Source organism: Terribacillus saccharophilus (genome assembly GCF_002272075.1).
Lineage (GTDB): Bacteria > Bacillota > Bacilli > Bacillales > Amphibacillaceae > Terribacillus > Terribacillus saccharophilus_A.
Genome location: NZ_NPBJ01000013.1, coordinates 31,206 through 55,952, shown reverse-complemented (window position 1 = coordinate 55,952; position 24,747 = coordinate 31,206). Strand labels below are relative to the sequence as shown.

Annotated in this window: 29 protein-coding genes and 1 riboswitch; of the genes, 14 read left to right on the top strand and 15 right to left on the bottom strand. The window is 43.6% G+C overall.

Annotated elements, in window-relative coordinates:
- Positions 1–2: 2 nt before the first annotated feature.
- The gene (locus CHH48_RS06380) at positions 3–362 is read left to right on the top strand and encodes a HesB/IscA family protein (RefSeq protein ID WP_095218319.1); all 360 of its coding nucleotides are present in this window, start codon (positions 3–5) and stop codon (positions 360–362) included.
- 80 nt (positions 363–442) lie between these two features.
- On the opposite strand, the gene CHH48_RS06375 is transcribed toward CHH48_RS06380, so the two are convergent.
- Complete coding sequence (locus CHH48_RS06375; RefSeq protein WP_095218318.1) at positions 443–1,048, bottom strand: esterase/lipase family protein; 606 nt, start codon at positions 1,046–1,048, stop codon at positions 443–445.
- A 250-nt stretch (positions 1,049–1,298) separates the two neighbouring features.
- Here CHH48_RS06375 and CHH48_RS06370 point away from each other — a divergent pair, with 250 nt between their 5' ends.
- The 3 genes from CHH48_RS06370 (at position 1,299) to CHH48_RS06360 (ending at position 5,145) form a co-directional block, all read left to right on the top strand.
- Positions 1,299–1,766, top strand: a complete 468-nt coding sequence (locus CHH48_RS06370; protein WP_095218317.1) for a GNAT family N-acetyltransferase — start codon at positions 1,299–1,301, stop codon at positions 1,764–1,766.
- Between the two features lie 170 nt (positions 1,767–1,936).
- Complete coding sequence (locus CHH48_RS06365; protein ID WP_095218316.1) at positions 1,937–3,412, top strand: sugar porter family MFS transporter; 1,476 nt, start codon at positions 1,937–1,939, stop codon at positions 3,410–3,412.
- A gap of 257 nt (positions 3,413–3,669) precedes the next feature.
- Positions 3,670–5,145 carry a sugar porter family MFS transporter gene (locus CHH48_RS06360; RefSeq protein ID WP_095218315.1) on the top strand — a complete coding sequence of 492 codons (1,476 nt, stop codon included), beginning with the start codon at positions 3,670–3,672 and terminating at the stop codon, positions 5,143–5,145.
- A gap of 9 nt (positions 5,146–5,154) precedes the next feature.
- Here the strand turns inward: CHH48_RS06360 and CHH48_RS06355 are convergent, their stop codons facing one another.
- Both CHH48_RS06355 and CHH48_RS06350 read right to left on the bottom strand, forming a co-directional pair.
- Complete coding sequence (locus CHH48_RS06355; RefSeq protein ID WP_095218314.1) at positions 5,155–5,952, bottom strand: MBL fold metallo-hydrolase; 798 nt, start codon at positions 5,950–5,952, stop codon at positions 5,155–5,157.
- 104 nt (positions 5,953–6,056) lie between these two features.
- Positions 6,057–7,040, bottom strand: coding sequence for an NAD(P)/FAD-dependent oxidoreductase (locus CHH48_RS06350; protein ID WP_095218313.1), 984 nt, complete (start codon positions 7,038–7,040; stop codon positions 6,057–6,059).
- Between the two features lie 301 nt (positions 7,041–7,341).
- Here CHH48_RS06350 and CHH48_RS06345 point away from each other — a divergent pair, with 301 nt between their 5' ends.
- Together CHH48_RS06345 and CHH48_RS06340 are read left to right on the top strand one after the other, a co-directional pair.
- Positions 7,342–8,559 carry an NAD(P)/FAD-dependent oxidoreductase gene (locus CHH48_RS06345; protein ID WP_095218312.1) on the top strand — a complete coding sequence of 406 codons (1,218 nt, stop codon included), beginning with the start codon at positions 7,342–7,344 and terminating at the stop codon, positions 8,557–8,559.
- A gap of 50 nt (positions 8,560–8,609) precedes the next feature.
- Complete coding sequence (locus CHH48_RS06340; RefSeq protein WP_139193211.1) at positions 8,610–8,828, top strand: hypothetical protein; 219 nt, start codon at positions 8,610–8,612, stop codon at positions 8,826–8,828.
- Here CHH48_RS06340 and CHH48_RS06335 read toward each other — a convergent pair.
- From CHH48_RS06335 to deoD, 3 genes are all read right to left on the bottom strand, one after another.
- On the bottom strand, positions 8,805–9,278 hold the full coding sequence (locus tag CHH48_RS06335; protein WP_095218311.1) for a divergent PAP2 family protein: 474 nt from the start codon (positions 9,276–9,278) through the stop codon (positions 8,805–8,807). The two genes, CHH48_RS06340 and CHH48_RS06335, sit on opposite strands and share 24 nt — an antisense overlap.
- A gap of 76 nt (positions 9,279–9,354) precedes the next feature.
- Positions 9,355–9,945, bottom strand: a complete 591-nt coding sequence (locus CHH48_RS06330) for a biotin transporter BioY (protein WP_095218310.1) — start codon at positions 9,943–9,945, stop codon at positions 9,355–9,357.
- A 109-nt stretch (positions 9,946–10,054) separates the two neighbouring features.
- Positions 10,055–10,765, bottom strand: coding sequence for a purine-nucleoside phosphorylase (deoD, locus tag CHH48_RS06325; RefSeq protein WP_038564986.1), 711 nt, complete (start codon positions 10,763–10,765; stop codon positions 10,055–10,057).
- Between the two features lie 193 nt (positions 10,766–10,958).
- Between deoD and CHH48_RS06320 the strand changes: the two genes are divergently transcribed.
- From CHH48_RS06320 to CHH48_RS06310, 3 genes are all read left to right on the top strand, one after another.
- The gene (locus tag CHH48_RS06320; RefSeq protein WP_095218309.1) at positions 10,959–11,219 is read left to right on the top strand and encodes a phosphocarrier protein HPr; all 261 of its coding nucleotides are present in this window, start codon (positions 10,959–10,961) and stop codon (positions 11,217–11,219) included.
- 80 nt (positions 11,220–11,299) lie between these two features.
- A complete protein-coding gene (locus CHH48_RS06315; protein WP_095218308.1) occupies positions 11,300–11,797 on the top strand; it encodes a cation:proton antiporter regulatory subunit in 498 nt (165 codons plus the stop codon).
- Between the two features lie 2 nt (positions 11,798–11,799).
- A complete protein-coding gene (locus tag CHH48_RS06310) occupies positions 11,800–12,972 on the top strand; it encodes a cation:proton antiporter (RefSeq protein ID WP_095218535.1) in 1,173 nt (390 codons plus the stop codon).
- A gap of 44 nt (positions 12,973–13,016) precedes the next feature.
- On the opposite strand, the gene CHH48_RS06305 is transcribed toward CHH48_RS06310, so the two are convergent.
- From CHH48_RS06305 to CHH48_RS06295, 3 genes are all read right to left on the bottom strand, one after another.
- A complete protein-coding gene (locus CHH48_RS06305) occupies positions 13,017–13,397 on the bottom strand; it encodes a kinase-associated lipoprotein B (protein WP_095218307.1) in 381 nt (126 codons plus the stop codon).
- Positions 13,394–14,572: a MalY/PatB family protein gene (locus CHH48_RS06300; protein ID WP_095218306.1), complete on the bottom strand. Its 1,179-nt coding sequence runs from the start codon at positions 14,570–14,572 to the stop codon at positions 13,394–13,396. The genes CHH48_RS06305 and CHH48_RS06300 overlap by 4 nt, the downstream gene beginning before the upstream one ends.
- 69 nt (positions 14,573–14,641) lie before the next feature.
- Positions 14,642–15,454 carry an alpha/beta fold hydrolase gene (locus tag CHH48_RS06295; protein WP_095218305.1) on the bottom strand — a complete coding sequence of 271 codons (813 nt, stop codon included), beginning with the start codon at positions 15,452–15,454 and terminating at the stop codon, positions 14,642–14,644.
- A gap of 266 nt (positions 15,455–15,720) precedes the next feature.
- Between CHH48_RS06295 and yugI the strand changes: the two genes are divergently transcribed.
- The gene (gene yugI / locus CHH48_RS06290) at positions 15,721–16,086 is read left to right on the top strand and encodes a S1 domain-containing post-transcriptional regulator GSP13 (RefSeq protein WP_095218304.1); all 366 of its coding nucleotides are present in this window, start codon (positions 15,721–15,723) and stop codon (positions 16,084–16,086) included.
- Positions 16,087–16,130: 44 nt separating this feature from the next.
- Here the strand turns inward: yugI and CHH48_RS06285 are convergent, their stop codons facing one another.
- Positions 16,131–16,364 carry a DUF378 domain-containing protein gene (locus tag CHH48_RS06285; protein WP_095218303.1) on the bottom strand — a complete coding sequence of 78 codons (234 nt, stop codon included), beginning with the start codon at positions 16,362–16,364 and terminating at the stop codon, positions 16,131–16,133.
- Positions 16,365–16,509: 145 nt separating this feature from the next.
- On the opposite strand from CHH48_RS06285, the gene CHH48_RS06280 reads away from it, so the two are divergent.
- Complete coding sequence (locus CHH48_RS06280; protein ID WP_095218302.1) at positions 16,510–17,856, top strand: glucose-6-phosphate isomerase; 1,347 nt, start codon at positions 16,510–16,512, stop codon at positions 17,854–17,856.
- 40 nt (positions 17,857–17,896) lie between these two features.
- On the opposite strand, the gene CHH48_RS06275 is transcribed toward CHH48_RS06280, so the two are convergent.
- Positions 17,897–18,898: a potassium channel family protein gene (locus CHH48_RS06275; RefSeq protein ID WP_175074690.1), complete on the bottom strand. Its 1,002-nt coding sequence runs from the start codon at positions 18,896–18,898 to the stop codon at positions 17,897–17,899.
- Between the two features lie 69 nt (positions 18,899–18,967).
- Here CHH48_RS06275 and CHH48_RS06270 point away from each other — a divergent pair, with 69 nt between their 5' ends.
- Positions 18,968–19,768, top strand: a complete 801-nt coding sequence (locus tag CHH48_RS06270; RefSeq protein ID WP_176466386.1) for a phosphotransferase family protein — start codon at positions 18,968–18,970, stop codon at positions 19,766–19,768.
- A gap of 70 nt (positions 19,769–19,838) precedes the next feature.
- On the opposite strand, the gene CHH48_RS06265 is transcribed toward CHH48_RS06270, so the two are convergent.
- Positions 19,839–20,396 carry a thioredoxin family protein gene (locus CHH48_RS06265; RefSeq protein WP_095218299.1) on the bottom strand — a complete coding sequence of 186 codons (558 nt, stop codon included), beginning with the start codon at positions 20,394–20,396 and terminating at the stop codon, positions 19,839–19,841.
- Positions 20,397–20,507: 111 nt separating this feature from the next.
- Between CHH48_RS06265 and CHH48_RS06260 the strand changes: the two genes are divergently transcribed.
- On the top strand, positions 20,508–21,566 hold the full coding sequence (locus CHH48_RS06260; RefSeq protein ID WP_095218298.1) for a M20/M25/M40 family metallo-hydrolase: 1,059 nt from the start codon (positions 20,508–20,510) through the stop codon (positions 21,564–21,566).
- Between the two features lie 58 nt (positions 21,567–21,624).
- A riboswitch (FMN riboswitch) is annotated at positions 21,625–21,771 on the top strand.
- Positions 21,772–21,960: 189 nt separating this feature from the next.
- Positions 21,961–22,539: an ECF transporter S component gene (locus CHH48_RS06255; protein WP_095218297.1), complete on the top strand. Its 579-nt coding sequence runs from the start codon at positions 21,961–21,963 to the stop codon at positions 22,537–22,539.
- A 206-nt stretch (positions 22,540–22,745) separates the two neighbouring features.
- On the opposite strand, the gene CHH48_RS06250 is transcribed toward CHH48_RS06255, so the two are convergent.
- The 3 genes from CHH48_RS06250 to CHH48_RS06240 all read right to left on the bottom strand — a co-directional run bounded on the left by CHH48_RS06250 (position 22,746) and on the right by CHH48_RS06240 (position 24,573).
- Positions 22,746–23,129 carry a TraR/DksA C4-type zinc finger protein gene (locus CHH48_RS06250; protein ID WP_093880306.1) on the bottom strand — a complete coding sequence of 128 codons (384 nt, stop codon included), beginning with the start codon at positions 23,127–23,129 and terminating at the stop codon, positions 22,746–22,748.
- A gap of 16 nt (positions 23,130–23,145) precedes the next feature.
- Positions 23,146–23,532, bottom strand: a complete 387-nt coding sequence (locus CHH48_RS06245; RefSeq protein WP_095218296.1) for a hotdog fold thioesterase — start codon at positions 23,530–23,532, stop codon at positions 23,146–23,148.
- A 93-nt stretch (positions 23,533–23,625) separates the two neighbouring features.
- Complete coding sequence (locus CHH48_RS06240; protein ID WP_095218295.1) at positions 23,626–24,573, bottom strand: 1,4-dihydroxy-2-naphthoate polyprenyltransferase; 948 nt, start codon at positions 24,571–24,573, stop codon at positions 23,626–23,628.
- Between the last annotated feature and the right edge of the window lie 174 nt (positions 24,574–24,747).

Here is a 24,747-nt window from a genome sequence, read left to right as displayed (position 1 = left end):
AGATGGTATTGAATATTACTGACACTGCCAGCCTTCAGATCAAAGAAATGATGAAGGAAGAAGAAGCAGAAACAGTCCTGCTGCGCTTTGGCGTCAAAGGCGGTGGCTGCAGCGGCCTTTCCTACAGCCTCGGCTTTGAATATGAAAAAAATGAAGAGTTGGATACATTCGAAGAGGTCAACGATATCCCGGTCATCATCCGTTCTATGGATATTCCGGTTATCCAAGGCACTACTATCGATTTCAAACAAAATATGATGGGCGGCGGGTTTACTATTGATAACCCGAACGCCATCGTCAGCTGCGGGTGTGGTTCGTCATTTAAGGCGGCAGCCCGTGAAGGTACGCCTGAGAATTGCTGATGTTAAAATGAAAGCCTTTCTGCCGTTTGTACAATCAAACGGCAGAAAGGCTTTTTTGCATTTTCTAGAGTCTTTCTCATTTAATTTAGTAGAGCCTCTTTAATATGACCATTTACTTGGTAGCTGTTTAAAAGACCAATATGAGATACGCCGTAAATTCTAATGTTATTCGCACCAGTAAGGATGGATAGATAGGAGCTTACGACATAGTCACTTGTCGAATAGATGGAAGTAGTATCTATGCCAGAAGGCGCTGCACTAGTTGTCAGTCTATTTGCCCCACCTAGCGTTACGAGCTTATCCACTTTGTCACCGCCGCCTTTATTCAATATGTAATAAAGACTGTTTGCGCCTCCCATGCTATGTGCCACGATGTTTACTTTATCGCTGCCTGTTTCTTCGAGTACGTCATCTACAAATCCCTGAATGGCAGATGAATTCAATTCTTGATGCCCTTGCTTGCTTGGGAGATCAATTGAATAAAGCTCATCACTCGACCATCCTTGGTTCTGTAAGTATCTTTCAATGAAATAGAAATTCGAATCGGAACCCGTCAAACCGTGAACAAAGACAACTGGTGTGTTATCAGTAGCGGCTTGGACTTTAGTGGGCTGGAAATAGGCAGAAAATGTTAGTACCATGGCAAAGCTGATAATCAAAAGCGTAATTTGTTTACATTTTCTCATTTCTTGTATCCTCCTAATATTTATATTATGTAATACTATTAAATTGTAAAATATAATTCCGGTATTGGGAAATTTATGATGATTTCACTATTTCTACGTCCTTTAGTAAACCATTTTCACAGTCATAATCACTCATCAGTAAGATTTTATTTCCCAATTAGAGTGTACAAAGTAGGTGTTCTATTCGTGTAATAATATTGCTAGAATCAACAGTTAGAAATCCCATTAATGTCTATTAAGGAGATATAAGATGATCACACTAGCTAAACCTGCAGATGCGTCGGAAATCCACCGGGTCATGATCGCTGCATTTGAAGAGTACAGAAATACGGCAGTTCCATCCAGTGCATTGGATGAAACAATAGATTCAATAAGATCATTTTTAGAAGAGGGTAAAGAGAGAGCTCTTCTTTTTTGGATTAATAATATAGCGTTAGGTACTGTCCGTTTTAAGGAAGAGGATGGTGCTTTATACTTCTTCCGCTTATCTGTAAGACCAGAGTGGAGAGGAAGAGGGGTAGCACGACATTTACTATCAGCATTAGAAAATTATGCGGCAACCCAAAGTCTTGGTACGCTTTACTGTCAGGTGAGGCTGTCAGAAGAGAGAAATATCGATTTATATAAGAAGAACGGATTTTGCATCAATGACAGTAAAACAATTACAAAATCCAATGGGATTCGGGTTGAAACAGTCATGATGACCAAAAAGCTATGATAAGTAAGTAGAGCTCAGTAAAACCTATATCATGCGGAAAACCAAAAATTGTAATGTTATAAAATGATTATATTAATAAAATGCGGGTATATAACTCCTACCAACACCTACATAAGGTGAAAGCATTGTTTGTACAACAGACAACATGCATAAATGGAGGAGAGAGAACGATGGACAAACAAGCGAATGGACAAGGGCATGTCGCTCATACTGAGGACGATGGTCGAAGTTCGAAGCGAAGATTAAGATTAATCGCTATTATTTCTACCTTCGGTGGATTATTATTCGGTTACGATACAGGTGTAATCAATGGGGCATTGCCTTTCATGGGGCAGGAAGACCAATTGAATCTGACACCATTAACAGAAGGAATGGTAGCAAGTTCCTTGCTTCTTGGAGCAGCGTTCGGTGCTGTATCCGGCGGTAAGCTTGCAGATAAAGTCGGTCGACGTCGTGTGATATTATACTTAGCTGTATTATTCTTCTTAGCAACTTTAGGTTGTTCTTTTGCACCGAATGTGGAGACAATGATTGTCTTCCGCGTACTGCTTGGACTAGCAGTTGGTGGTGCTTCGGTAACTGTTCCTGCTTACTTGGCGGAGGTTTCTCCTACTGAGTCACGCGGAAAAATGGTAACGATGAATGATTTGATGATCGTTACTGGTCAGCTTCTTGCTTATTCTTCTAACGCATTTCTTGGGAATATGTTCGGAGATACTGCTCATATTTGGCGTTATATGCTTGTTATTGCTACAATACCAGCTCTTGTACTTTGGTTCGGAATGCTTGTTATGCCAGAGAGTCCGCGCTGGCTTGCACAGCAAGGTATGCTAAAAACTGCTTTCCAGATTCTTTCAAAGATTCGCCGTAAAAATCGAGCGAAGCAGGAAATGGAACAGATTAAGAATACGGTAGAAAAAGAGAAGAAGCTGGACAAAGCTTCCTTTAAAGATTTGACTATTCCGTGGATCAGAAGAATCGTTCTTATCGGATTAGGGATTGGAGTAATCCAGCAGATAACTGGTGTAAACTCCATCATGTACTATGGTACTGAAATTTTGAGTGACGCAGGATTTGGTCGAGATGCGGCTCTTATAGGTAACATTGCCAATGGTATCATTTCCGTAGCAGCTACTATCTTTGGTATCTGGCTGCTAGGTAAAGTAGGACGCAGACCGATGCTGACGGTCGGATTTATCGGTACGACAACTGCATTGCTTCTGTTAACGATTGTAACGACATTCTTTGAAGGTTCGGCTGCACTTCCATATCTAGTGCTGAGTCTAACGGTAACTTTCCTTGCATTCCAGCAAGGAGCGGTATCGCCTGTAACATGGTTGATGCTTTCTGAAATATTCCCGTCACGTATTCGTGGTATGGGGATGGGGATTGCAATCTTCTTCCATTGGATGACAAACTTTACGGTAAGTTTGACCTTCCCAGTGTTGCTTAGTGCGATCGGTCTATCCAGCACATTTCTTATCTTTGTTGTTCTGGGTATTGCTGCTATTCTCTTTATCCAAAAATTCCTGCCAGAAACGAAAGGTCGTACGCTGGAAGAATTGGAACAAGATTTCCGTGATAAGAAAACCCGCAAAACTGTTCCAAAAGTGACTAAGAAAACTGAACTAAGTGAAAGAGTGTAAATAAAAAGATCCCTTCCTGGCAGACAGGAGGGGATTTTCTTTTATAAAGAAAGAAATTGTTATGCTGTTTTCACCGGTGAAAATGGTAATAATCATGATTGCTGTGGTACAACTGTTCAATTGAAATAGAGTTGTAATATAACAAAAGTGATTATTTTGACAAAAGACGGGTATATAAATCCTACCAGCCCCTACATACAGAAAGGGTAAAAGCATTATTCATGCAGCAGTCAAATGCGTAAATGGAGGAGAAAAATATGGACAAACATGAGACTGAAAAAGGGCATGTCCCACAGATTGAGGATGATGGAAAAAGTTCGAAGCGGAGGCTGAGATGGATTGCCATCATATCTACTTTCGGAGGATTATTGTTTGGATATGATACAGGTGTCATCAATGGTGCACTGCCGTTTATGGGTCAGGAAGATCAGCTGAATCTTACACCGCTGACAGAAGGTGTTGTTGCCAGCTCTCTGCTATTAGGAGCTGCATTTGGTGCAGTATTTGGCGGAAAGCTTTCTGATAAGGTAGGTCGCCGCCGTATTATTTTGTATCTTGCTGTTTTATTCTTTATTGCGACATTAGGCTGTTCATTCGCACCGAACACGGAGACAATGGTGATCTTCCGAGTGCTGCTTGGTCTGGCCGTTGGTGGTGCTTCTGTAACTGTGCCGGCTTACCTTGCTGAGATGTCTCCAGCAGCGAAACGTGGACGAATGGTAACACAAAATGAATTGATGATCGTAACTGGTCAGTTGCTCGCTTATACTTCCAATGCTGCACTTGGAAACTTGTTCGCTGATACAGGTCATATCTGGCGTTATATGTTGGTTATCGCAACCTTGCCGGCTATCATACTTTGGTTTGGGATGCTGGTTATGCCGGAAAGTCCTCGTTGGCTTGCACAGCAAGGTATGCTAAAGACTGCTTTCCAAATTCTTTCGAAGATTCGCCGCAATAATCAAGCAAAACAAGAAATGGCGGAAATTCGCAAGACAGTGGAAAAAGAAGAGAAACAGGATAAGGCGTCATATAAAGACCTTGCGATACCGTGGATAAGAAAGATTGTTTTTATCGGTATGGGTATAGGTATTATCCAGCAAATCACCGGAGTTAACTCTATCATGTATTACGGAACAGAGATATTGAGTAATGCAGGATTCGGAACACAAGCTGCATTGATTGGTAATATTGCAAATGGCGTCATCTCTGTGCTTGCCACATTTGTTGGTATCTGGCTGCTAGGCAGAGTAGGTCGCAGACAGATGCTGACAGTAGGTTTTATCGGAACAACGAGTGCGCTGCTGCTTATTACGATTGTTGCTACTTTCTTTGAAGGAACAACAGCACTTCCGTATATGGTATTAGCTCTGACAGTCACATTTCTTGCCTTCCAGCAGGGTGCTGTTTCACCAGTCACATGGTTGATGCTAGCAGAGATTTTCCCTTCCAGGCTGCGCGGAATGGGTATGGGGATTGCTGTATTCTTCCAATGGATGACGAACTTCACTATTAGTTTGACTTTCCCAGTCTTGTTAAGTGCAATTGGTCTATCCAGTACTTTCTTAATCTTTGTTGTCCTGGGGATTGCTGCAATTCTCTTTATACAAAAATTCCTTCCAGAAACAAAGGATCGTACGCTGGAAGAATTGGAACAGGATTTCCGCCAGATGACAATCCGCAAAACAGTACCAAAATTGAAGAAGAAAACAGAAATAGGAGAAAGGGTATAATCCCTTCTCCTATTTTTTTGTTTCGACTAGATTCTTTAAGCCTGCTTCCAATTCGTCGAAGAAGACAGGCATTCCATGTCCAGTACCAGCCGCTTGAGGATGCAGCTCCTGCAGCTTGCGGATGGAACGGAAGGACTCCTGCTCGTCCATTGTGAAGTAGCGTGGAGGACCGTTGAATTCCTTTTGCTGCGTAAGCACTTTGTGCAGAGATTCCTGCTGCACGGTCGTAAACGCATCACCTGCAATCAAGACTTTATCTTCTGTATGGAATAAGCTGATATGCCCTGGAGTGTGTCCTGGTGTGTGGATCCATTCCCAGCCTGGCAGGTGCGGTACTTTATGGTCGAGCGGTATGAGCCTTACATGCTTGCTTAAATCGATTCCTGTATTCGGGAAGGTCTTAGACAGCTTGGTAATCAGTCCGCCGCCAGCATCAGTCTTTCCTTCCGGATAGTCAAGCTGTCCAGTCAGGTAGGGAAGCTCAAGCTCATGCGCATAAACAGGCACATCCCATTCCTTCACCAGCTCGACGATACTGCCGACATGGTCGAAGTGACCATGTGTGAGGAGAATGCATGCTGGTTTAGTGCCTTCACCAAATAGTTCAGCAGCAGCTTGCTTAATATTGCCTGCTGTATCAGGAACCCCGGCATCGACAAGTACCCATTCTTTTGTATCAGGATTTTCAATAAAAAAGACATTTACTATTCTGTCTAGATAGCCATGAACAGTTGGGGAGACAGTTGTTTCTTTTCCGCTCTTTATTGAGGCAAGCGGAATTAAGCGATGTTCATATTCGTTTTCCATACAGCTCCTCCTTTATCGATACTAGTGTGTGAAAGAAGGGCTTCCTTATACAAGAAGTATAAAAAAACACCGGTTTTCCATAAAGGTAACCGGTGCGGTGTTATTTAAAACATGCTTGTGGAATGTTTAGGCTGTACACGAGCGTCTGGATCAATGTATGTTTTGGCATTGTTGATGGCAGTCGGGCCTTCGCCGAAACCAGAGGCGATCAGGTTGACTTTACCAGGGTACGTACAAATATCACCAGCTGCGTAAATGCCAGCGATATTCGTTTCTTGCTTCGTATTGACAACAATACTGTTTTTCTCGATTTCCAAATCCCATTGCTTGATTGGTCCTAAGGAAGAAATGAAGCCGTAATTGACGAGTACTTCGTCAACATCGATCGTTTCAGTTTCTTCGCTTTTCACCTTCTGCAGAACAACCTGTTCGATGCGGTCAGTACCAAGCATCTCAACTGGTGTATAAGGAGTCATGATTCTTACATTGGATTGCATGAGTCGTTCTACACTGTGTTCATGGGCACGGAACTCATCCCGGCGATGCACGAGAATGACTTCTTTGGCAATTGGTTCAAGCATTAGCGCCCAGTCAACAGCAGAATCGCCGCCACCTGCTAATAGCACACGCTTGCCAGCGTATTTCTGCATATTATCCACATAGTAATTCAAGTTAACACCCTCAAACTCGTCGCATCGTTCAACTGTCAGGCGACGAGGCTGGAAGGCACCGTTTCCTGCTGTGATGATGATCGTTTTCGAGAAGTGTACATCCTTATCTGTTTCGATGCGGAATGTATTATCTTCTAAACGCTCGACTTTATCGACTGATTCGCCGAGTGCGATGGTAGGGTCAAAGCGTTTCAGCTGTTCCATAAGGTTGTCCACTAATTCCTGTGCGCGGACTTGAGGGAATCCAGCTATATCATAGATGTATTTTTCAGGGTATAAAGCTGAAAGCTGTCCGCCCACTTGGGGAAGGCTTTCAATGATTTTGACACTTTGCTGACGCATCCCACCATAGAATGCGGTGAAAAGTCCGACTGGACCTGCACCGATGATGGTCACATCATATATTTGATCTGACATACCGGTTCCTCCTAGTATTTTTAAACGTAACAATTGGTATTTTATCATAGTTGCTGAAATATGAGTAAGAAGAAGGATTTTTAATGACTAGTAGTATGCCCTCGAACATGATAAGCTTCCCCTTTTTTGGTTGATAAAAGGAAAGAAAACGTTTACCATAATATTGATGACGGTTTTGTGACAGTTTTATGTTTTCATCTGCATTATAAAGTGAATAGTATCACAAACAAAAAAATTAATGAGTTATTAGGTTGCAGCAAGCTTAGGGAAAACCAAACTATATTAATGGATGTGATCAAAGATGAGCAAACCAAAAATTGTGATTGCAGGTGCTGGTTACGGTGGCCTGATTACGACAGTGAAACTTCAGAAACTGATTGGAGCGGACGACGCGAGCATCACGCTCGTAAACAAGCATGATTACCATTATCAGACAACATGGCTTCATGAGAATGCGGCCGGGACGAGACATCATGATCAGACGCGGATTGCAATCAAGGATGTTATCGATGCAAAAAAAGTCAATTTTGTCCAAGATACGGTAACGAAAATCAAACCAGATGAAAAAAAGCTAGTTATGCAAAACGGCGAAATCTCCTATGATTATCTTGTTGTAGGCTTAGGCTTTGAGCCGGCGAATTTCGGGATTGATGGCCTTCTTGACCATGCGTACATGATTCGGAGCATCAATTCCTCCCGTTTGATCAGAGAGCATATCGAGCACAATTTCGCAGTGTATAACAATGAAGCGGAAAAGAAAGAAGAACGTCTTAATATCGTTATTGGCGGAGGCGGCTTCACGGGTATCGAGTTTGCCGGAGAACTGGCAGAACGCATACCAGAACTGTGCAAGGAATACGATATAGACCGGGATAAGGTAAGGGTCATAGTTGTAGAAGCTGGAGCTTCCGTCATGATGGGATTCGATCCGCAGCTTGTTGAATATGCCTTGAATTCCTTGGAATCCCGCGGCATCGAATTCCAGACAAATGCCTTCCTTAAGGAAGTGACAGCCAACAGCATTGTTTATGAAAAAGCTGGTGAGAGACATACGGTCAAAACCAATACAACGGTATGGGCAGCTGGTGTGAAAGGTAACTCGATTCTGGAGGAATCCGGTTTCGAAGTAAACCGAGGCAAGGTGATGGTGACAGAGGATCTGCGTGATCCGAACCATGACGATATCTTTATTGTCGGCGATTGTGCGGCCGTCATAAATGACGAAAACGGTAAACCGTATCCGCCAACAGCGCAAATAGCTACACAGATGGGTTATAACTGTGCCCAGAATCTGAAAGCACTCATCCGCAAGGAAAGCAATACCCAGAAATTCGTGCCAGAGATCAAGGGTACGCTTGCTTCCTTAGGAGGCGGTGACGCCATGGGTATGGTAATGGGTAAGAAGCTGTTCGGAAAACCGGCAGATGTGATGAAGAAAGCGTCGGATAATCGCTATCTTTTCCAGCTTGGCGGTGTAGGACTAGTCTTGAAAAAAGGGAAGTTCAACATATTCAGCTAAACAAAAAGCAGCCATATGGCTGCTTTTCTTTTGTATAGGGATATTCTCATTTGTCGATGCTGTTACCAGAGGTGAAAGATATGATGCGACGATGGTGCATAAGAGCACTGCTTTGTACCCTCTGGCTTACAGCTATGTATGTGACCTGGAGCCAGCTGACGAATTTGACAGCAGAGGACGTCATCCAATATGAACAGAGGCAGCTTCCTGTACGTGACTTCGGAAGCAAGCAGCTGCATTTACAATTAAAACAGCAAATAGATGACTAAAGAAATACCAATGCCGGTTAGTGCGCCGAAAAAGACTTCGATCGGCTGATGTCCGAGCATTTCTCGGATTTCGCGATTCTTTTCGAACTCCTGCTTACTGCCCCAGATTTTCGCTTCATCCACAAAGCGCTGAAAATCCTTCAGAAGCAGATTCAGCAATATTGCCTGTTCACCGGCTTGTCTTCTTACACCGGATGCATCAAACATGATGATGATGCTAAAGACGAAGGATGCGGCAAAAATAGGGGAATCAAGTCCGCTTTCAAAGCCGATCGAGGTTGTCAGGGCAGCCACGGCTGCTGAATGACTACTCGGCATTCCGCCTGTACTGAATGCTAGATCGGCTTGGATGCGCTTATCCGCAATCGCACGGATAGGCACTTTTATTATTTGTGCGAAAACGATTGCAATCAGCGCACTCCATAGAGGCATATTTTGTAACAATGACATGTACTGCTACATCCTTTCAGAGAAAAAGCTATAATATATGATGTACTCATTATAACTAAATTTCCCTGAGAAAATGTCATTTAAACGAAGTATTATATGTCACTTTACCTTTTCTGAAAGCATGAGCCACTCTAGGATAAAACAAGGCTGCAAGAATTGCGAAACAGAAATCTTTGATAAAGAACGGTATCATGCTGATCCAAGCAGCCAAGTAGCTTATATCCACACCCATCCAAAGATGCATGGCGCCGTACATATACGTGACCCCAAAGAGATAATTTACAATTACACCAGCGATTACCGCTCCAAAAACGCGGTAACGCATAGATGTCTTTTCCATAATAAACCCAGCGATAAAGGCAATAGGTATGAAAGATAGCAAGAAACCGCCAGTAGGCCCGGCAAAGACACCAAATCCTCCAGAGAGATCTGCGAAAATCGGCAGCCCAGTAAGACCTAGCAGTACATAACAAATCATACTGTAGGATCCCCATTTATAGCCTAACAGCAATCCAGCAAGTAGTGCGAAGAAAGGCTGCAATGATAACGGCACTGTTTGTCCTCCGATTGGTACTGCAAGAAACGGCAGCCAAACCGAGATATTTGCTCCGACTGTCATCAAGCCCACAAACATCGCGCTTGCAGTCAATTTACCAGTACGACTCATAAATTTATCAACTCCTTGCAGAAATAGTAAGCGACACGCTCTTTATTGTCAACCTAATTTTTGTTAAGGTTTACAATATAGGCATAGAAAAAGGCATAGAAGCCTTCTTCTATGCCTGGATTGCTGCATCCAATGCAATTTCCATCATATCGCCAAAAGTAGTCTGACGCTCCTCGGCAGTTGTTTCTTCGCCAGTAAGGATGTGATCGCTGACTGTAAGGACAGATAGCGCTTGGCAGTCATGTTTCGCAGCAATCGTGTAAAGTGCAGTTGTCTCCATTTCGACAGCCAAAACTTTGTAATCTGCCAATTTTCCGTAGAATTCCAATGTGTTGTCACGATAGAAACGATCGCTTGTAAAGACGTTACCAACACGGATATTCAAGCCTTTTGCTTGTCCAGCTTGATATGCTTTCAGCAGCAAATCAAAGTCCGCTGTAGGGGCAAAATCGACTGTACCAAACTCCTGACGGTTTATTTGGGAATCAGAGCTAGACGTGGAAGCTAAGATTACATCACGAACTTTAACGTCTTTCTGAATAGCTCCCGCAGTACCAACGCGAATCAGTTTCTTCACGCCGTAGCTTTGAATCAATTCATTTACATAGATGCTGATGGACGGCACACCCATACCTGTACCTTGAACAGAGATTCTTTCCCCTTTGTATGTACCTGTATAGCCATACATTCCTCTTACTTCGTTATAAAGCTTTGCATCTTCCAAAAATGTTTCAGCGATGTATTTTGCGCGAAGCGGATCCCCAGGAAGCAGGATCTTGTCTGCAATCTGGCCGGCTTCTGCATTTATATGTACACTCATGACAGCACTCCTTTTTGCTAGATGTGTCAAAATTACCATAAATACAAGATAAACTCAATCTTATGCCGTGAAGCTGTTTTTAAACTTAAAAAAGTGACAAATTTATTTAAAACCGCTTTCTTTTCTCCTATAATAAGTATGTTACTACTTTCACATTTACATATCTGAGCTATTTGCTTTGGAGGGAATTACGATGCAAGAGAAAACATTCACTATTACAAGCGAAACGGGAATCCATGCGAGACCTGCAACGCTGCTTGTTAATAAAGCCGGCCAGTTCAATTCTGAGATTGAACTCGCTTTTAAAGAAAAGAAAGTGAACTTGAAATCGATCATGGGTGTCATGTCACTAGGTGTCCCGCAAGGAGCACAGGTTGTTATTACAGCTGACGGAAATGATGAGGCAGCAGCAATAGAAGGTATCCAGGAAGTGCTGGAAAACCATTTGAGCTGATTGAAAAAGCTGGAGATTTTCTCCAGCTTTTTTTATACTTTCCTCAAGGAGTATAATATACCGGATGGGAGTCCTAGCTTATGAAATGTCATATATCACAGCTTCCTGGCATCGGAAGCAAAATTACGCTGCGCACTGGAGAAGAGGGGATGGTTGTTATTATCGTCCATCACTCCGGCAAACGAGAATTATATTTCTTTGAAGACGCTTCCAGTGATGAGGCGGATTTCGCAATGGATTTAACGGCAGATGAGACACGGGAGCTAGGTGCACAGCTTTTAGGTGCTACTTATCAGCCTGTTGATACAGACCAGCTAAAATTGTTTCGCAAGCAAATCGTTGTGGATTACATTGAATTATCGGAATCATCTGAGATTGCTAATAAGACATTAGAAGAAGCAGCAGTGCGGTCGAGAACTGGTGTTACTGTTATCGGTATTATCCAAGGTGATGAGACGATTGCCATTCCAGAGCCGGCTACTGTTTTGAAACCGGGAGATGTATTGATGTCAATTGGAAAGAAGAATCAGATTGATGCCATGATCGACCTTTGCGACGGTAAGGAAGAGCAGACTTGAGTGTGCAGCTGCCAACGCTGCTTGGAGCTGGCCTTGTCTTGCTCGGAATATTCTACCTAGGTTTTCTATCCATCAAAATCCGTTTTCCGAGTGTCATTCTGTATATTTTGTTTGGCATCGTTCTGGCAGATTTGCTGCTTCATAATGAAATTCTCCACTTTTCAAGTGAAGTTGGTATCGTTTTGCTTTTCTTTGTACTCGGACTTGAATTCAGTATTTCGAGACTTGGCGGTATAGCTAAGAAAATCTGGTCAACTGGTCTCTTGGATGTGATGTTAAGCCTTGGTGTGACAATGGGGATTTGTTTAATCATGCAAGTAGATCTATTTACGTCATTCCTGATTGGTGCGGTGGCCTATGCAACAAGCTCTTCCATTACGGCGAAGCTGTTGGATGACAAGAGCAGAATGGCCAATATGGAGACAGAATTCATCTTGGCGCTGCTTATATTCGAGGATATCATCGCGCCGATTTTAGTCGCTGTGCTTATTGGTATCAGCAGTTCGGGAAGCTTTGAACCGATTAGTGCTGTATACCTTGTGCTGAAAATACTTGGTCTGGCTGTAGGGGCAGTGGTACTGAGCAAAACAGTCTTCCGTAGGTTCGATACATTCATGGATAAGTTTGAAGACGAGGATTTCAAGATTGTGCTGTTAATCGGAATAGCCTTGACTTATGGAGGACTTGCCGTCTATCTCGGCTTATCTGAGGTGCTGGGTGCCTTCCTGGCAGGGATGATTTTAGCGGAATCGGGTAAGATCGAGCGAGTGGAACATGCTGTGAACCCGATTCGAGATTTGTTGCTGCCGACGTTCTTCATCTATTTTGGTACGACTATAGATTTCGGTGACGGTGTACAAATGCCAGTACTGCTTACGATTGTCTTGATCTGGACGATGGCAGCTAAAGTGATGACAGGCTACTTCGGCGGCTTGATGTACGGTTTGCCGAAGCGAGTCGCCTTCCGTGGCGGATTGTCTATTTGCGCCAGAGGGGAATTCAGTGTCGTGATTGCTAGTATTGCAGTTGGTACAGCGAAAGTATTTGCAGGCATCTACATCGTATTGGCGGCTTTCATTGGTGTACTGTTATTCGAATTTGCCCCAAAGTTAACGAACAAGATTTTTGGTAAGCCTGTGACGAAAAAACGTAATTTGAAAGTGCCAGGCTCTTAAGACAACGAAAAAAGGCAGGAACAAAGTTTCCTGCCTTTTTTCGTTTACTTAAAGTAATCTTTCTCCAATGTCTCCACGTTTGCAAGCGCAAGTTCTTGATAGCGAGAAGAAGGCTGTTCCTTCAAATCGTGCTTTAGCTGCTGAACTGCTGTCCGCAAAGAATCGGAGTACTCCGGTACTGTGTTTGTATATGCTGATACTGCAGTTTTTGGTATATTCGCTTTTTCATTCTGTGCGAGCGCCCGGCGTTCATGGAAGAAAACATCTTCTGTTTCCTTCGGATGATGCAAATCACCTTGCTGCGGATGCTTGAGAACAGCCAGTATCTCTACTAAATAAAACTTGCCGCGTTCTTCTTTGATACTTCCGACATAGGTACCAGTTTTATAGCGTGCTTTTACGACGCTGCCCATTTCTAAGGTCATTTTGCTGCCTCGAATTCTTTAAGGCTGTTTTTCAGCCGGTCCAGGGCATCCCGCATTGTTTCAGGCGGGCAGGCGATGTTCATCCGAACAAATCCAGTACCTGCTTCTCCGAATTGTACACCGTCATTGAATCCTAGCTTCGCTTTCTGGGCAAAGAAGTCCATCAGTTCTTTTTGTTCCAACTTCATTTGACGGCAATCCAGCCACATCAAATAGGTGCCTTCCAGCGGTGCAAGCTGGATAAGAGGAGTATCAGCCAATGCTTCTTCCGTCAGCTTCCGATTTACTGCCAAAATGTCCAGCAAACCATCCAGCCATTCCTCGCCGTCCGTATAAGCGGCTTCCATTGCAGCGACTGCCATCGTATTCAACATATGGAAGCCTTGCTTAGAGAAGGTTTCTTGCAGCTGCTTTCGCATATCTTCCTGCTCAACGATGCTGTATGATACCTGCAGTCCTGCCAAATTGAATGTTTTTGACGGGGACAAGAATGTGATTGTCCGTTTGCTCATGTCTTCAGACAAGGAGGCAATGGGGATATGCTGATACCCTTCATGAATTAAATCGGCATGAATCTCATCTGACAAAAGTAAAACATCGTACGTTTGACATAGGTTCACTAAGCGCTTTAGCTCCTCTTTCATCCAAACACGTCCGACTGGATTATGCGGATTACAAAGAATCATCGTCTTTGCTCCTTCTCGGAAACATGTCTCCAAGTGCTCGAAATCCATCTGGTATGTACCATTTTCTTCTAGCAAAGGATTTTCGACGATTTTGCGGTCATGTGCAGTGACCACGCTGTAAAAAGGAGCATAAACAGGCGTCTGGATGACGACTTGCTCACCAGGTTCTGTAAACGTCTGGATAGCCATATGCAGACTGGTTACTACGCCGGGGCTGTAAAGCAGCCAGCTTGGCTTAATGCGCCAGCCGTGGCGTTTTTCAACCCAATTGGATACGGTCTTTGAAATACTCGCATCTGTAATTGTATAACCATAAATACCGTGTTCAGCCCTGTTCTTCAAGGCGTCTATCACCGCTCGAGGTGATTGGAAGTCCATATCTGCGACCCACATCGGCAGAACATCTTCTCCTCCATATAATGCTGTAAGGTTGTCCCATTTCACCGATCGGGTCTTTCTGCGGTCGTGAACTGTTTCGAAATTATGCATAGTCCGTACTCCTTCCATCATTTCTTTCCCCATTATATAAAGAAATCCTTCGAAAAGCGAAAGGCTTGATCATTCTATATACGAGAGAATTGTTTCAGGCGTTTCCTCAGGGAGAAGATGACCGGCATCAGGAAGGATATGGAGTGTAGCATTCGGAAGCTCGGCAAGCAGACGATAGCCGATCGAAGGGGGCAATAATGGATCCTTCTTTCCCCAGAAAATAATTGTGTCTGCTTGTATCTGCTGCAAACTGTCATTTGGCAAATCGCCGCCTCGTGTTCGGATGAAGCTAGCAAGACTTGGATAAAGATCCTTAGCCATAAAGGGGATGCTATACGCAACCACCATCCGAAGGGTGACCTTATCAGGATCAGCTACAAGGTGGCGCAGGAAACCAACGACACTGCTGGCTTCGAATGCGAGGTGCATAATGGCAGGGAAGATGCTGGCGGAAGCGATCAAGCTTGAGAATGCGTCTGTTGGCAGCATATAGCTTGATGGTGCAAACAGAAACAGTTTATTTATCCGATCAGGGTAACTATAGGCGAGACGCATGGCAATTTGACCGCCCATTGAATGACCGCCAATATCTATTTTTTCTATCTGTAAATGATCAAGAAGAGATGCGGCAAGACGGGTATAATCTTCATAGGAAAAAGCTATTTCAGCCGATTTTTGGCTATTTCCAAAGGGGGGGAAATCTAATGTCACTACTTGGTACCGTTGACGCAGCTCCGGAATCATGCGGTGAAAGCAGCCTCCGGAGGCAAGGAACCCGTGAAGAAGAAGGATTGTGCGGGAGGTGTCATGACTGTAAGAAGAATAAATACGATAATCAATAGCTATATCTTCGTAGTAGAAGGTATGGTTCGAGTAAGACATTCTAGCTTGCCCCTTTGCCTGCAATTAGTTCTAGTTTCGGTCATTTTGGACTTTATATGCAAAAAAAATAGCAAAGCGATACGCATCGCTTTGCCTACAGGGGGAATACGAGAAAGTCTTACATAACTATGTATTACCAAAATTGCTTACTAGCAAACCTATTCTAATAAAAAAATTATACATATATAAATTTTTGCCGAAACCAACTTACTGTGATAGAATTATTTATTGCGTATAAAAGTAGAAAAAATCAGGAGTTGTTTAGTATGGCAGAGAAGTTCGAAACAGGACAAGTATTGACAGGTAAAGTAACAGGAATCCAGCCTTACGGTGCTTTTGTTGCATTGGATGAGCAGGTTCAAGGTTTGGTTCACATTTCCGAGGTGACTCATGGTTTCGTTAAAGATATCAATGAACACCTATCTGTAGGCGATGAAGTTAAAGTTAAAATTCTTGATATCAACGAACAAAGCGGTAAATATTCCCTTTCTATCCGTGCTACAGAAGAAGCACCTGCAAAGCAGCAGCAAGCTAGCGTTCAGAAGCAAGCTGTTTCTGAGGATGCTCCAGCAGGATTCAATACGTTGAAAGACAAGCTTCAGGATTGGATCAAACAAACTGAAGGCAAATAATTAGAAAGACCCCCATAATGGGGGTCTTTTTTTGATTTATCCATTTATGCCTTGGTTGTTGTCGCTTCTTCCACTTCTTTACGCTCTAGGAACAGAGCGGAAATTGACACAAGACCAGCCAAGCCGACAAGACTGTAGATGATCCGTGGGAAAGCAGCCGCCTGACTGCCGTTACCAAAGATACCTGCAACCAAGTCGTAGTTGAATAAACCGACTAGTCCCCAGTTGATCGCGCCAATTATGACAAGAACAAGAGCGATACGCTGTATCATATTCAACTGCATAACCTCCATTTCATGAAGCGAGATGATAAATCTTTCTTAGCATGCCTTTGTTGACCGATTATATTCCTATAACAATTCTTGATTTACTTGTCCAGTTTCGGTAAAGTTGCTATAGTAAGCAGTTTCAAGGAGGATGAATATGACACACATCGGATTTGATTATAAGAAAGCGTTGCCATATATCGGGGAGCAGGAACTGGATTACCTTGCACCGCTCGTGCAGGCTGCGCATGAACAATTACATAATAAAACAGGTGCCGGCAATGATTTCTTAGGCTGGCTCGAATTACCGACGGATTACGACAAAGAAGAGTTCGCTCGTATCAAGCAGGCAGCAGCGAAGATCCAATCTGATTCGGATGTTTTGCTCGTTGTCGGAATTGGCGGTTCTTATCTTGGCGCTCGTGCGGCAATTGAAGCACTGACACACAGCTTTTTCAACGTACTTTCTAAAGAAGACCGCAAAGCACCACAAGTATTCTTTGTCGGCAATAGCATCAGTGCCCCATATTTGAATCAGCTGCTTGATGCAATTAAGGGCAAAGATGTCAGTGTGAATGTTATATCCAAAAGTGGTACAACAACTGAACCAGCAATTGCCTTCCGTATCTTCAAAAAGTATTTGGAAGAGAAGTACGGAGTCGAAGAAGCACGCAAGCGTATTTATGCCACAACGGATAAAGCAAGAGGTGCTTTGAAAACACTTGCCAGCAAAGAAGGATATGAGTCGTTCGTCATCCCTGATGATGTTGGCGGCCGTTTCTCTGTGCTGACAGCTGTGGGACTATTGCCAATTGCAGCTGCTGGTGTTGATATCGACAGCATCATGTCTGGCGCGCAAAAGGCGCAGGAAGAACTGTCTGTATCTGATCTGAAGGAGAACCCGGCATATCAATACGCAGCTATCCGAAACGTTCTTTATAACAAAGGTAAGAATATCGAACTGCTTGTGAACTACGAGCCATCATTGCAGTATTTCAGTGAATGGTGGAAACAATTGTTCGGTGAAAGTGAAGGGAAGGATTTGAAAGGATTGTTCCCGGCGTCTGCTAACTTTTCTACAGATTTACATTCCCTAGGTCAATATGTGCAGGAAGGCCGCCGCGACTTGTTCGAAACAGTCGTGCTTGTGAAACAGCCTGTCTCTGATGTGACCATAGAAGCGGAAGAGGAAGACCTTGATGGCCTGAACTATCTTGCAGGTCAGACAGTTGATCAAGTGAACTACAAAGCGTTCCAGGGTACACTGCTTGCTCATACAGATGGTAACGTACCGAACTTAGTCGTAGAAGTTCCAGCACTGGATTCGTTCAGCTTCGGGTATCTGGTATACTTCTTCGAGAAAGCATGTGCAATCAGCGGATACTTGCTTGGTGTGAATCCGTTCGATCAGCCAGGAGTGGAAGCATATAAGAAGAACATGTTCGCACTGCTTGGCAAGCCTGGCTATGAAGAAGAAAAAGCAAAATTAGAAAAAAGATTATAATTGATAAATCCCTTCTGGCCCTGGTGGCAGAAGGGATTTTTTATTCGATATGCTGCAAGGTGATGATGCTGTCTTCCTGAAGCATCGGTTCCTGGAAGTCTGGACTCATATCTATTGTTTCTCCACGCATATAACCAATTGCCGTCTTCTCTTTACGGGCAAAATAACGGCTTGCTTCAAAGAAGCTTTTACCTGCTAATTCACTCGGCAATGATATACTTCGAATTTCCTGTTCTTTCAGAAAATGCAGCAGCAGCTCCAGATGACTTTTCTTTTCTTTATGATACACTTCGTGGAAAAACAATGTGCTCACGAAATCATTTGATCGGATGACGACATCTGCTCCTGCACGGCGAAGGTTTTCCTTCTGACTATGCGTCAGCACTTCGGCCACGATATGAAGATTTGGATTGTTTCCTCGTAAAGCAATTGCTGTCAGAATCGTCATGTAATCAATCTGTTTCTCGTTTTTGCCAGCGTTTGCAGTAATAATAGCGGTCTTTGCATATTGGATATTCGCTTTTTGAAGGGTCTTATCCTCAGATGCGTCTCCTCGGATGAAGTGTAAAGTATGTTCCCGGTAGGGGAGCATAGTTAGTGACTGATCGATTAAGACGACAGACTGTTCCGGGTGTTTTTCATTCAGCTTTTCAAGCAGTGTCCTGGTCCGCTCATTCCAGCCAATAATGATGATATGATTACTTCCTTTGAACTCAGTAAGCCCTTTGGAAAGATCCTGGGTATACTTTACAGTTCCGGCAGCAATGGTGGTCAAAGAAAAAGTAACAAGACCAGCTCCAGATAGGATGAGGAAAATTGCAAGTATCTTGCCATACAATGTTTCCGGAATCAAGTCTCCATAGCCGACAGTGGAAGCAGTGACGAATGCCCACCAGATACCGTCAAAATAAGTTGGGAATTGCTTCGGTTCTATGTGGCGCATGCATATGCCGAATAACACCATCACCACAAGTATAGTAGAAAAGAGACGTACAAATATGGGAAGGCGGAAATAGAAACGGCGCAGAAACTGTGTAACCATGCTATCCCTCCTCGATTTTTTGTTAGTATATGTATATTCACTTGCTTTAAACGGACAGGAGGAGAAGGGTTGGATAAATTGACAGCAGCATGGCTGGAAGGGCACTTGCAGGAGCCAATCAGGCAAGTAGAAGCTATTAATTCGGGCTGGGATCATGACGTATATGTACTGAATGGCCACTGGATATTGCGACTGCCGAAAAAAGATGTAACAATCAACCGGGAAGAGGAGAAGTTGCTCAAGAATTTACAGAACAAAACAAATATTGCACTGCCGGCATTCACCATCTGTACGACTCCGGAGTGCAGAGAAGCGATGCTCTATCCATACATACCAGGGCATCCGGTTTCTGCAAACATGTTAGATGTATCGCTTGAAAATATCGCGGGTCAGCTAGGAGTCTTTCTCACAAGGCTCCACCAACTGGACGTGACCAGTTACAGTTTGCCAAAAAGAGACAGGTCATATTATGAGACACTTTATCAAAAAATAAGAAGCTTTTATCCAGAATTACCTGCTTTCGTCATCCATCATACAGAGAGATTGTTTGCTGAACTGCAGCCAGTTTGTACGGCTGTTGTCCATGGAGATTTAAGATCAGCGCATATATTGTGGGAAAAATCGAATTCTCAGGTCGGAATTATCGATTTTAGTGATATGCATATAGGAGATCCAGCCATTGATTTTGTTGGAATCAGCCAGATAAGCTCGAATTTCTTAAACCAAGTACTGTGTAAGTATGAAGCTGCCGATAAAGAAGCAATCTGTCAGCGAGCAGCCCAACTAGCAAAATTAGGACTGTATTATGAGCTGATTGAATATGGACCAAGCTGCAAACTGGCAACTGAGATGGAGCGCCAATTCATGTGATATGGAAGAGGTGTGATACATTCCTGCTGTGTAAGATATGCAAACAAAAAAACATCCGTAATGGATGTTTTTATGCTTCTTCAAGGCCGCGTTTAAAACTTGCATAGACGCGCTGCCAGAAGTCTGTATTGTCACGATAGGATTTTGTAATAAAAGTGAGCATCTGATTGCGTTTTTCTTCATATTCAGGTGCATCCTTATCTGGCAGACTGCTGAAGGATTCATCTATATATACTTGTAGTTCAGGAGCTCTTGGACCCCATTTTGCAACTTCATCCCCATTTTGGTTAATAAAGATTATGATCGGAATGGAACGGCTTTTCCCATTAGTTAGGTATTGATCCATCAACTCAAGGTTTTCATCACGATGAAGGATGCGCACATCAATTGCTCCGGCCTGTGCAATATGATAAAAAATTGGCAGGTTTAGCATAGCATCCCCGCACCAGTCTTCTGTCAGTACGATAGCACGCAGTTTTTGGGAACGGAGTGTATTGAAAAAATCCGTATCGGCTGGAAGTTCGTAGTGATCGTAAATATGCATTGTATTTTCTTTATGTGTTTGCATGGAGTCCAAATAAGCATCGATATTTATTCCTTTTTCAAACCATTCGTTTAATGTCGTCATGTGTCTCATCCTTTCTGATGTTTAGTTTACCCGAGCGGTAGGATAAACTAAACAAATAAGCCTCTGTTTATGCTACAGTGATACAAGACTCTATATAAAGGCGGAATACATATGCAACTAGATAATCAAGAATTTTTAATGGAATTACTGCGGACGGCATCTCCGTCCAGCTATGAAATGGACATACAAAAAAAGTGGATGAAGGAATACGCTCCATACGCAGATGAGATGCGTACTGATGTGTCAGGTAATGCGATTGCAGTCGTAAATCCAGATGCAGAGTTCAAAGTCCTTCTCGCTGGGCATTGTGATGAAATCGCGATGGTCGTCACCGGAATTGATGCGAATGGTTTCCTGCAGATTGACGAAATGGGACGCTTTAATGCAAAAGCGGCATTGGGAATGACCGTACAGGTGATAGGTTATAACAAGACCATTCCGGGCGTAGTCGGTGTGAATGCGATGCATCTTGGAGGAGTGAAGGGTGATTTTGAACTGCCGGATCTGTATATTGATTGCGGGGCAAAGTCCAAGCAGGAAATGGAGCAGTACGTACAAGTAGGTGACTTGATCGTCTACCAGCGGCAGCCATCAGTGCTGATGGATCGTTATTTGACTGGGCGAGGTTTGGATAACCGTACAGGTTCATTCATCATAGGAGAAGTTGTCCGCCGGCTTAAGAAAGAGAACGTTAATGTTGGCGTATATGCAGTCAGCACTGTAAACGAAGAAACAAATATGGGTGGAGCGTATTTCGCAGCAGCTGGTATTCAGCCGGATTTAGCGATTGCATGTGATGTTACATTTGCAACTGACCATCCAGGTGTCAACAAACGGAAAGCAGTGGACGTCAGCTTGGACGGAGGTCCCGTACTGGCTAAAGGGGCACCAATCAACAGAAAAGCGAATATTATACTGGAACAAGCAGCGAAGGAACTAGACATTCCGCTGCAATACGAACTGACGCCTCGCGCTACCGGAACTGATGCCGATAAGATGCGCTATTCAGGTAAAGGTGTATCGACAGCGCTTGTGTCTTTGCCGCTTCGCTATATGCACTCCCCGGTGGAAACAGTCAGTCTGCAGGTCATTCAGCAGGAAATCGATCTATTGGTAAAATTCCTGACAAACCTGACTGGCGAAGAAAGCTTGAATCCATTAGACCTGTGAGCATAGGGGTTGCAAATGCACAGAAAGCAGTTATAATATAATAACAAAACTAAATCGATTCTATCTTCGGGGCAGGGTGTAATTCCCGACCGACGGTGACAGCAGGAAACACTGCTGAAGTCCGTGACCCGCAGAACTTAGTTCTGCGGCTGATCCGGTGCAAGTCCGGGACCGACAGTGAAAGTCTGGATGGGAGAAGATACGAAGCAGAAGAGGGATGCCGAACGGGCTATCCTTGTTTCCATACGATATTTGTATGCTTAACATCTTCATGCTTATTTGCGTATATTCCAAGCCCCAGAGCGTTATGCTCCGGGGTTTTTTAACGTAGATAGGCTGCTTCCCCTTCATCAAGAGTTAGAATCGATAAACAAGATGAAGGAGGAGAACGATTATGCGTTCATCCAAGTTAACAAAATCAATCACTTTCGCTTTACTGGGAGCGATCAGCATGGTGCTTATGCTGCTCAATTTCCCGCTTCCATTTCTGCCGCCTTACTTGAAGATAGATTTCAGTGAGATTCCGGTACTGATTGCAGCACTGCTGTTTTCACCGCTTGCAGGTGTTGCTGTCGAAGCAATCAAGAACTTATTATATCTTATCTTTACAGGAGCTGGGGACCCGGTTGGTGTCGTGGCGAATTTCCTGGCAGGCATGCTCTTCGTAATGCCGGTTGCATACTTTTATCATAAATTCAAAGCAGGCAAAAAAACACTCGTGTCAGGATTGGCTACAGGTACAGTTACCATGGCTGTAGGAATGGGTGTACTAAATTACTTTGTTGTTCTGCCATTATATAGCATTTTCCTGGGTTCTCCTGTCCTAAGTGCTGATGCGAAATGGGCAGCAGTCGTTGCTGGTATCCTACCATTCAACCTTTTGAAAGGTATCATCATAGCAATCGTCTTCGTGCCGCTATTTGCAAAACTGAAACCTTGGTTCGCGAAGCGTAAAAGAACAGCTGCAGCATAAGAAAAGCTCCCGATTTGGGAGCTTTTTTATTTGACTGAAAAAGTTGTTGCAAAGCAAGATAATCCATGCTACAATAGTCTAGCGATGAGCTGAATTGCATAAGTCGGTAAAGCACGTCTTAGACACGTGTGGATGTGGCCACATGGCTTTACACGCCGCAATATCAACAAAGGCACCCTGCGAGGGTGCCTTTTCTTATGCACTTTTTATGCTCTTCTTGTCTCTTCAACTTCAGCTTGTTCCTCTACTAGCAAGCGGGCGGTAGGTTCAGCCTTCAGCCGTTCCTCAGGGATAGGTTCGCCGGATTTCTCGCTTACTCCATACGTACCTTCTTCGATTCGGTCTAATGCATCCTCAATATCACGAAGGCGTTCACGTGCTGCTTCTTTCAATGTTTCTGCAGTTTCACGATCATGCATTTCTGTGCCAAGGTCACCTGGGTGATTGACAATTGTCGAAAGCTCGCCGGTAGAATCATTAGGGAATTCTTTAGCGCTGTTATAACTATCGTTGCCTTTAATTTGTTCCTCTGCTTCTTCCTTCATCGCAAGCAATTGCTTACGGAAATAATCCAGTTTATTTTTATCCATTTTCAATCCATCTCCTTTATTGCCTTCTCGTTTTAACGGCCAGCGTACAGCGGGCGATACAGAGCAGGTCTTCATTCTCATCCGAAATGGATATTTGCCATACCATCGTCGATTTTCCAACATGAATCGGAGAAGCGACTGCAGTTACGATGCCAGACCGAACACTGCGAATATGGTTTGCGTTGATCTCCAGGCCAAACACAGCCTGTGTTGCAGGATCTGCATGCAGGTTGCCTCCAATACTTGCTGCTGTTTCTGCCAAAGCTACGCTAGCACCACCGTGCAAGAAACCCATTGGCTGTCTGTTATGCGGTCCGACGGGCATCTCCATCACAACCTGATCCTTATTTGCTTCGACCACACGCATTTGCAGCTGCTCCATTAATGTATCTGAGAAGTTCATATATAGTAACCTGCTTTCTGTATGTAATGTATTTCCCGTACTAGTATGTATTAAACCTATATAAAAAAGCGGGCTGGATGCCCGCTTCTAAAGTCAGAATGAAAGTGGTACGAATTGCTGGATCAGTAAAGCAATCACAAGCAATAGACCATAAATTGTATTTGTTTGACCTGTTGCCTTCATCGCAGGCATCATCTCAAGCGGTATTGTCTTGCCAATGAAACCACGGTAAGCATCACGAGCTTTCTTAATGCTCAAGAATGTGATGACCGCCCAAATTGGAAGTAATCCTACAGCAATGAACACAGCAGTAATGACATAGCTGACAATAAAACAAATGCCAAGGAAGGTAACACCTTTTTTACGGCCGAGCAGGATCGCAACTGTTCTTCTGCCGTTTACTTTGTCACCGTCATGGTCACGCAGGTTATTGGCGAAATTGATACACGCAATGAAAATAGTCACAGGAATACTGATCAATACAACATCACCAGTAAGTGTTAATGTCTGGATGTAATATGTTATGCAAATGATGATTGCGCCCATAAAAACTCCAGATGTCAATTCCCCGAAAGGTGTGTAGGAAATTGGATAAGGTCCTCCTGTATACAAATAACCGCAAAGCATACATGCTAGTCCGATTAATGCAATATACCAGCTGGATTCCATGCAAATATAAACGCCTAACAGCATGCTGATAGCATAGAAAGTCAATGCTAGTGACAAAACGGTTTTCGGCTTGATACCGTCGCGTACAATGGTACCGCCGATTCCAACAGACTGTTCATTATCCAGGCCGCGGACAAAGTCATAATACTCATTGAACATATTCGTCGCACATTGGATCAGCATACATGCAAGCAGCATAGCTCCGAAAAGCAGCCAGTTGATCTTGCCATCCAATGCAGCGAGCATCGTTCCTATAAAGACAGGCACGAAGGAAGCCGTCAAAGTATGAGGACGCATCAGGCGCCACCAAATTTGGAAGCCTTCGCGCTCATTAAGTGCTTGTCGCACGTTATCGTTCCCGATAGATTGCATAATACTTTCTCTCCTTAAAAATGCAGGGCATTATATCATATTAATTTTAGGGAAACAAAGATAGCATGTCAACGTTAATTGCTTACTTAAAATAAGTTATCAAGTGCTACTCCTTGTTTATCGGCGAAAAAGGGAATAGAATAGGGAAGGACATCAGAAAATGAACGTAAATGA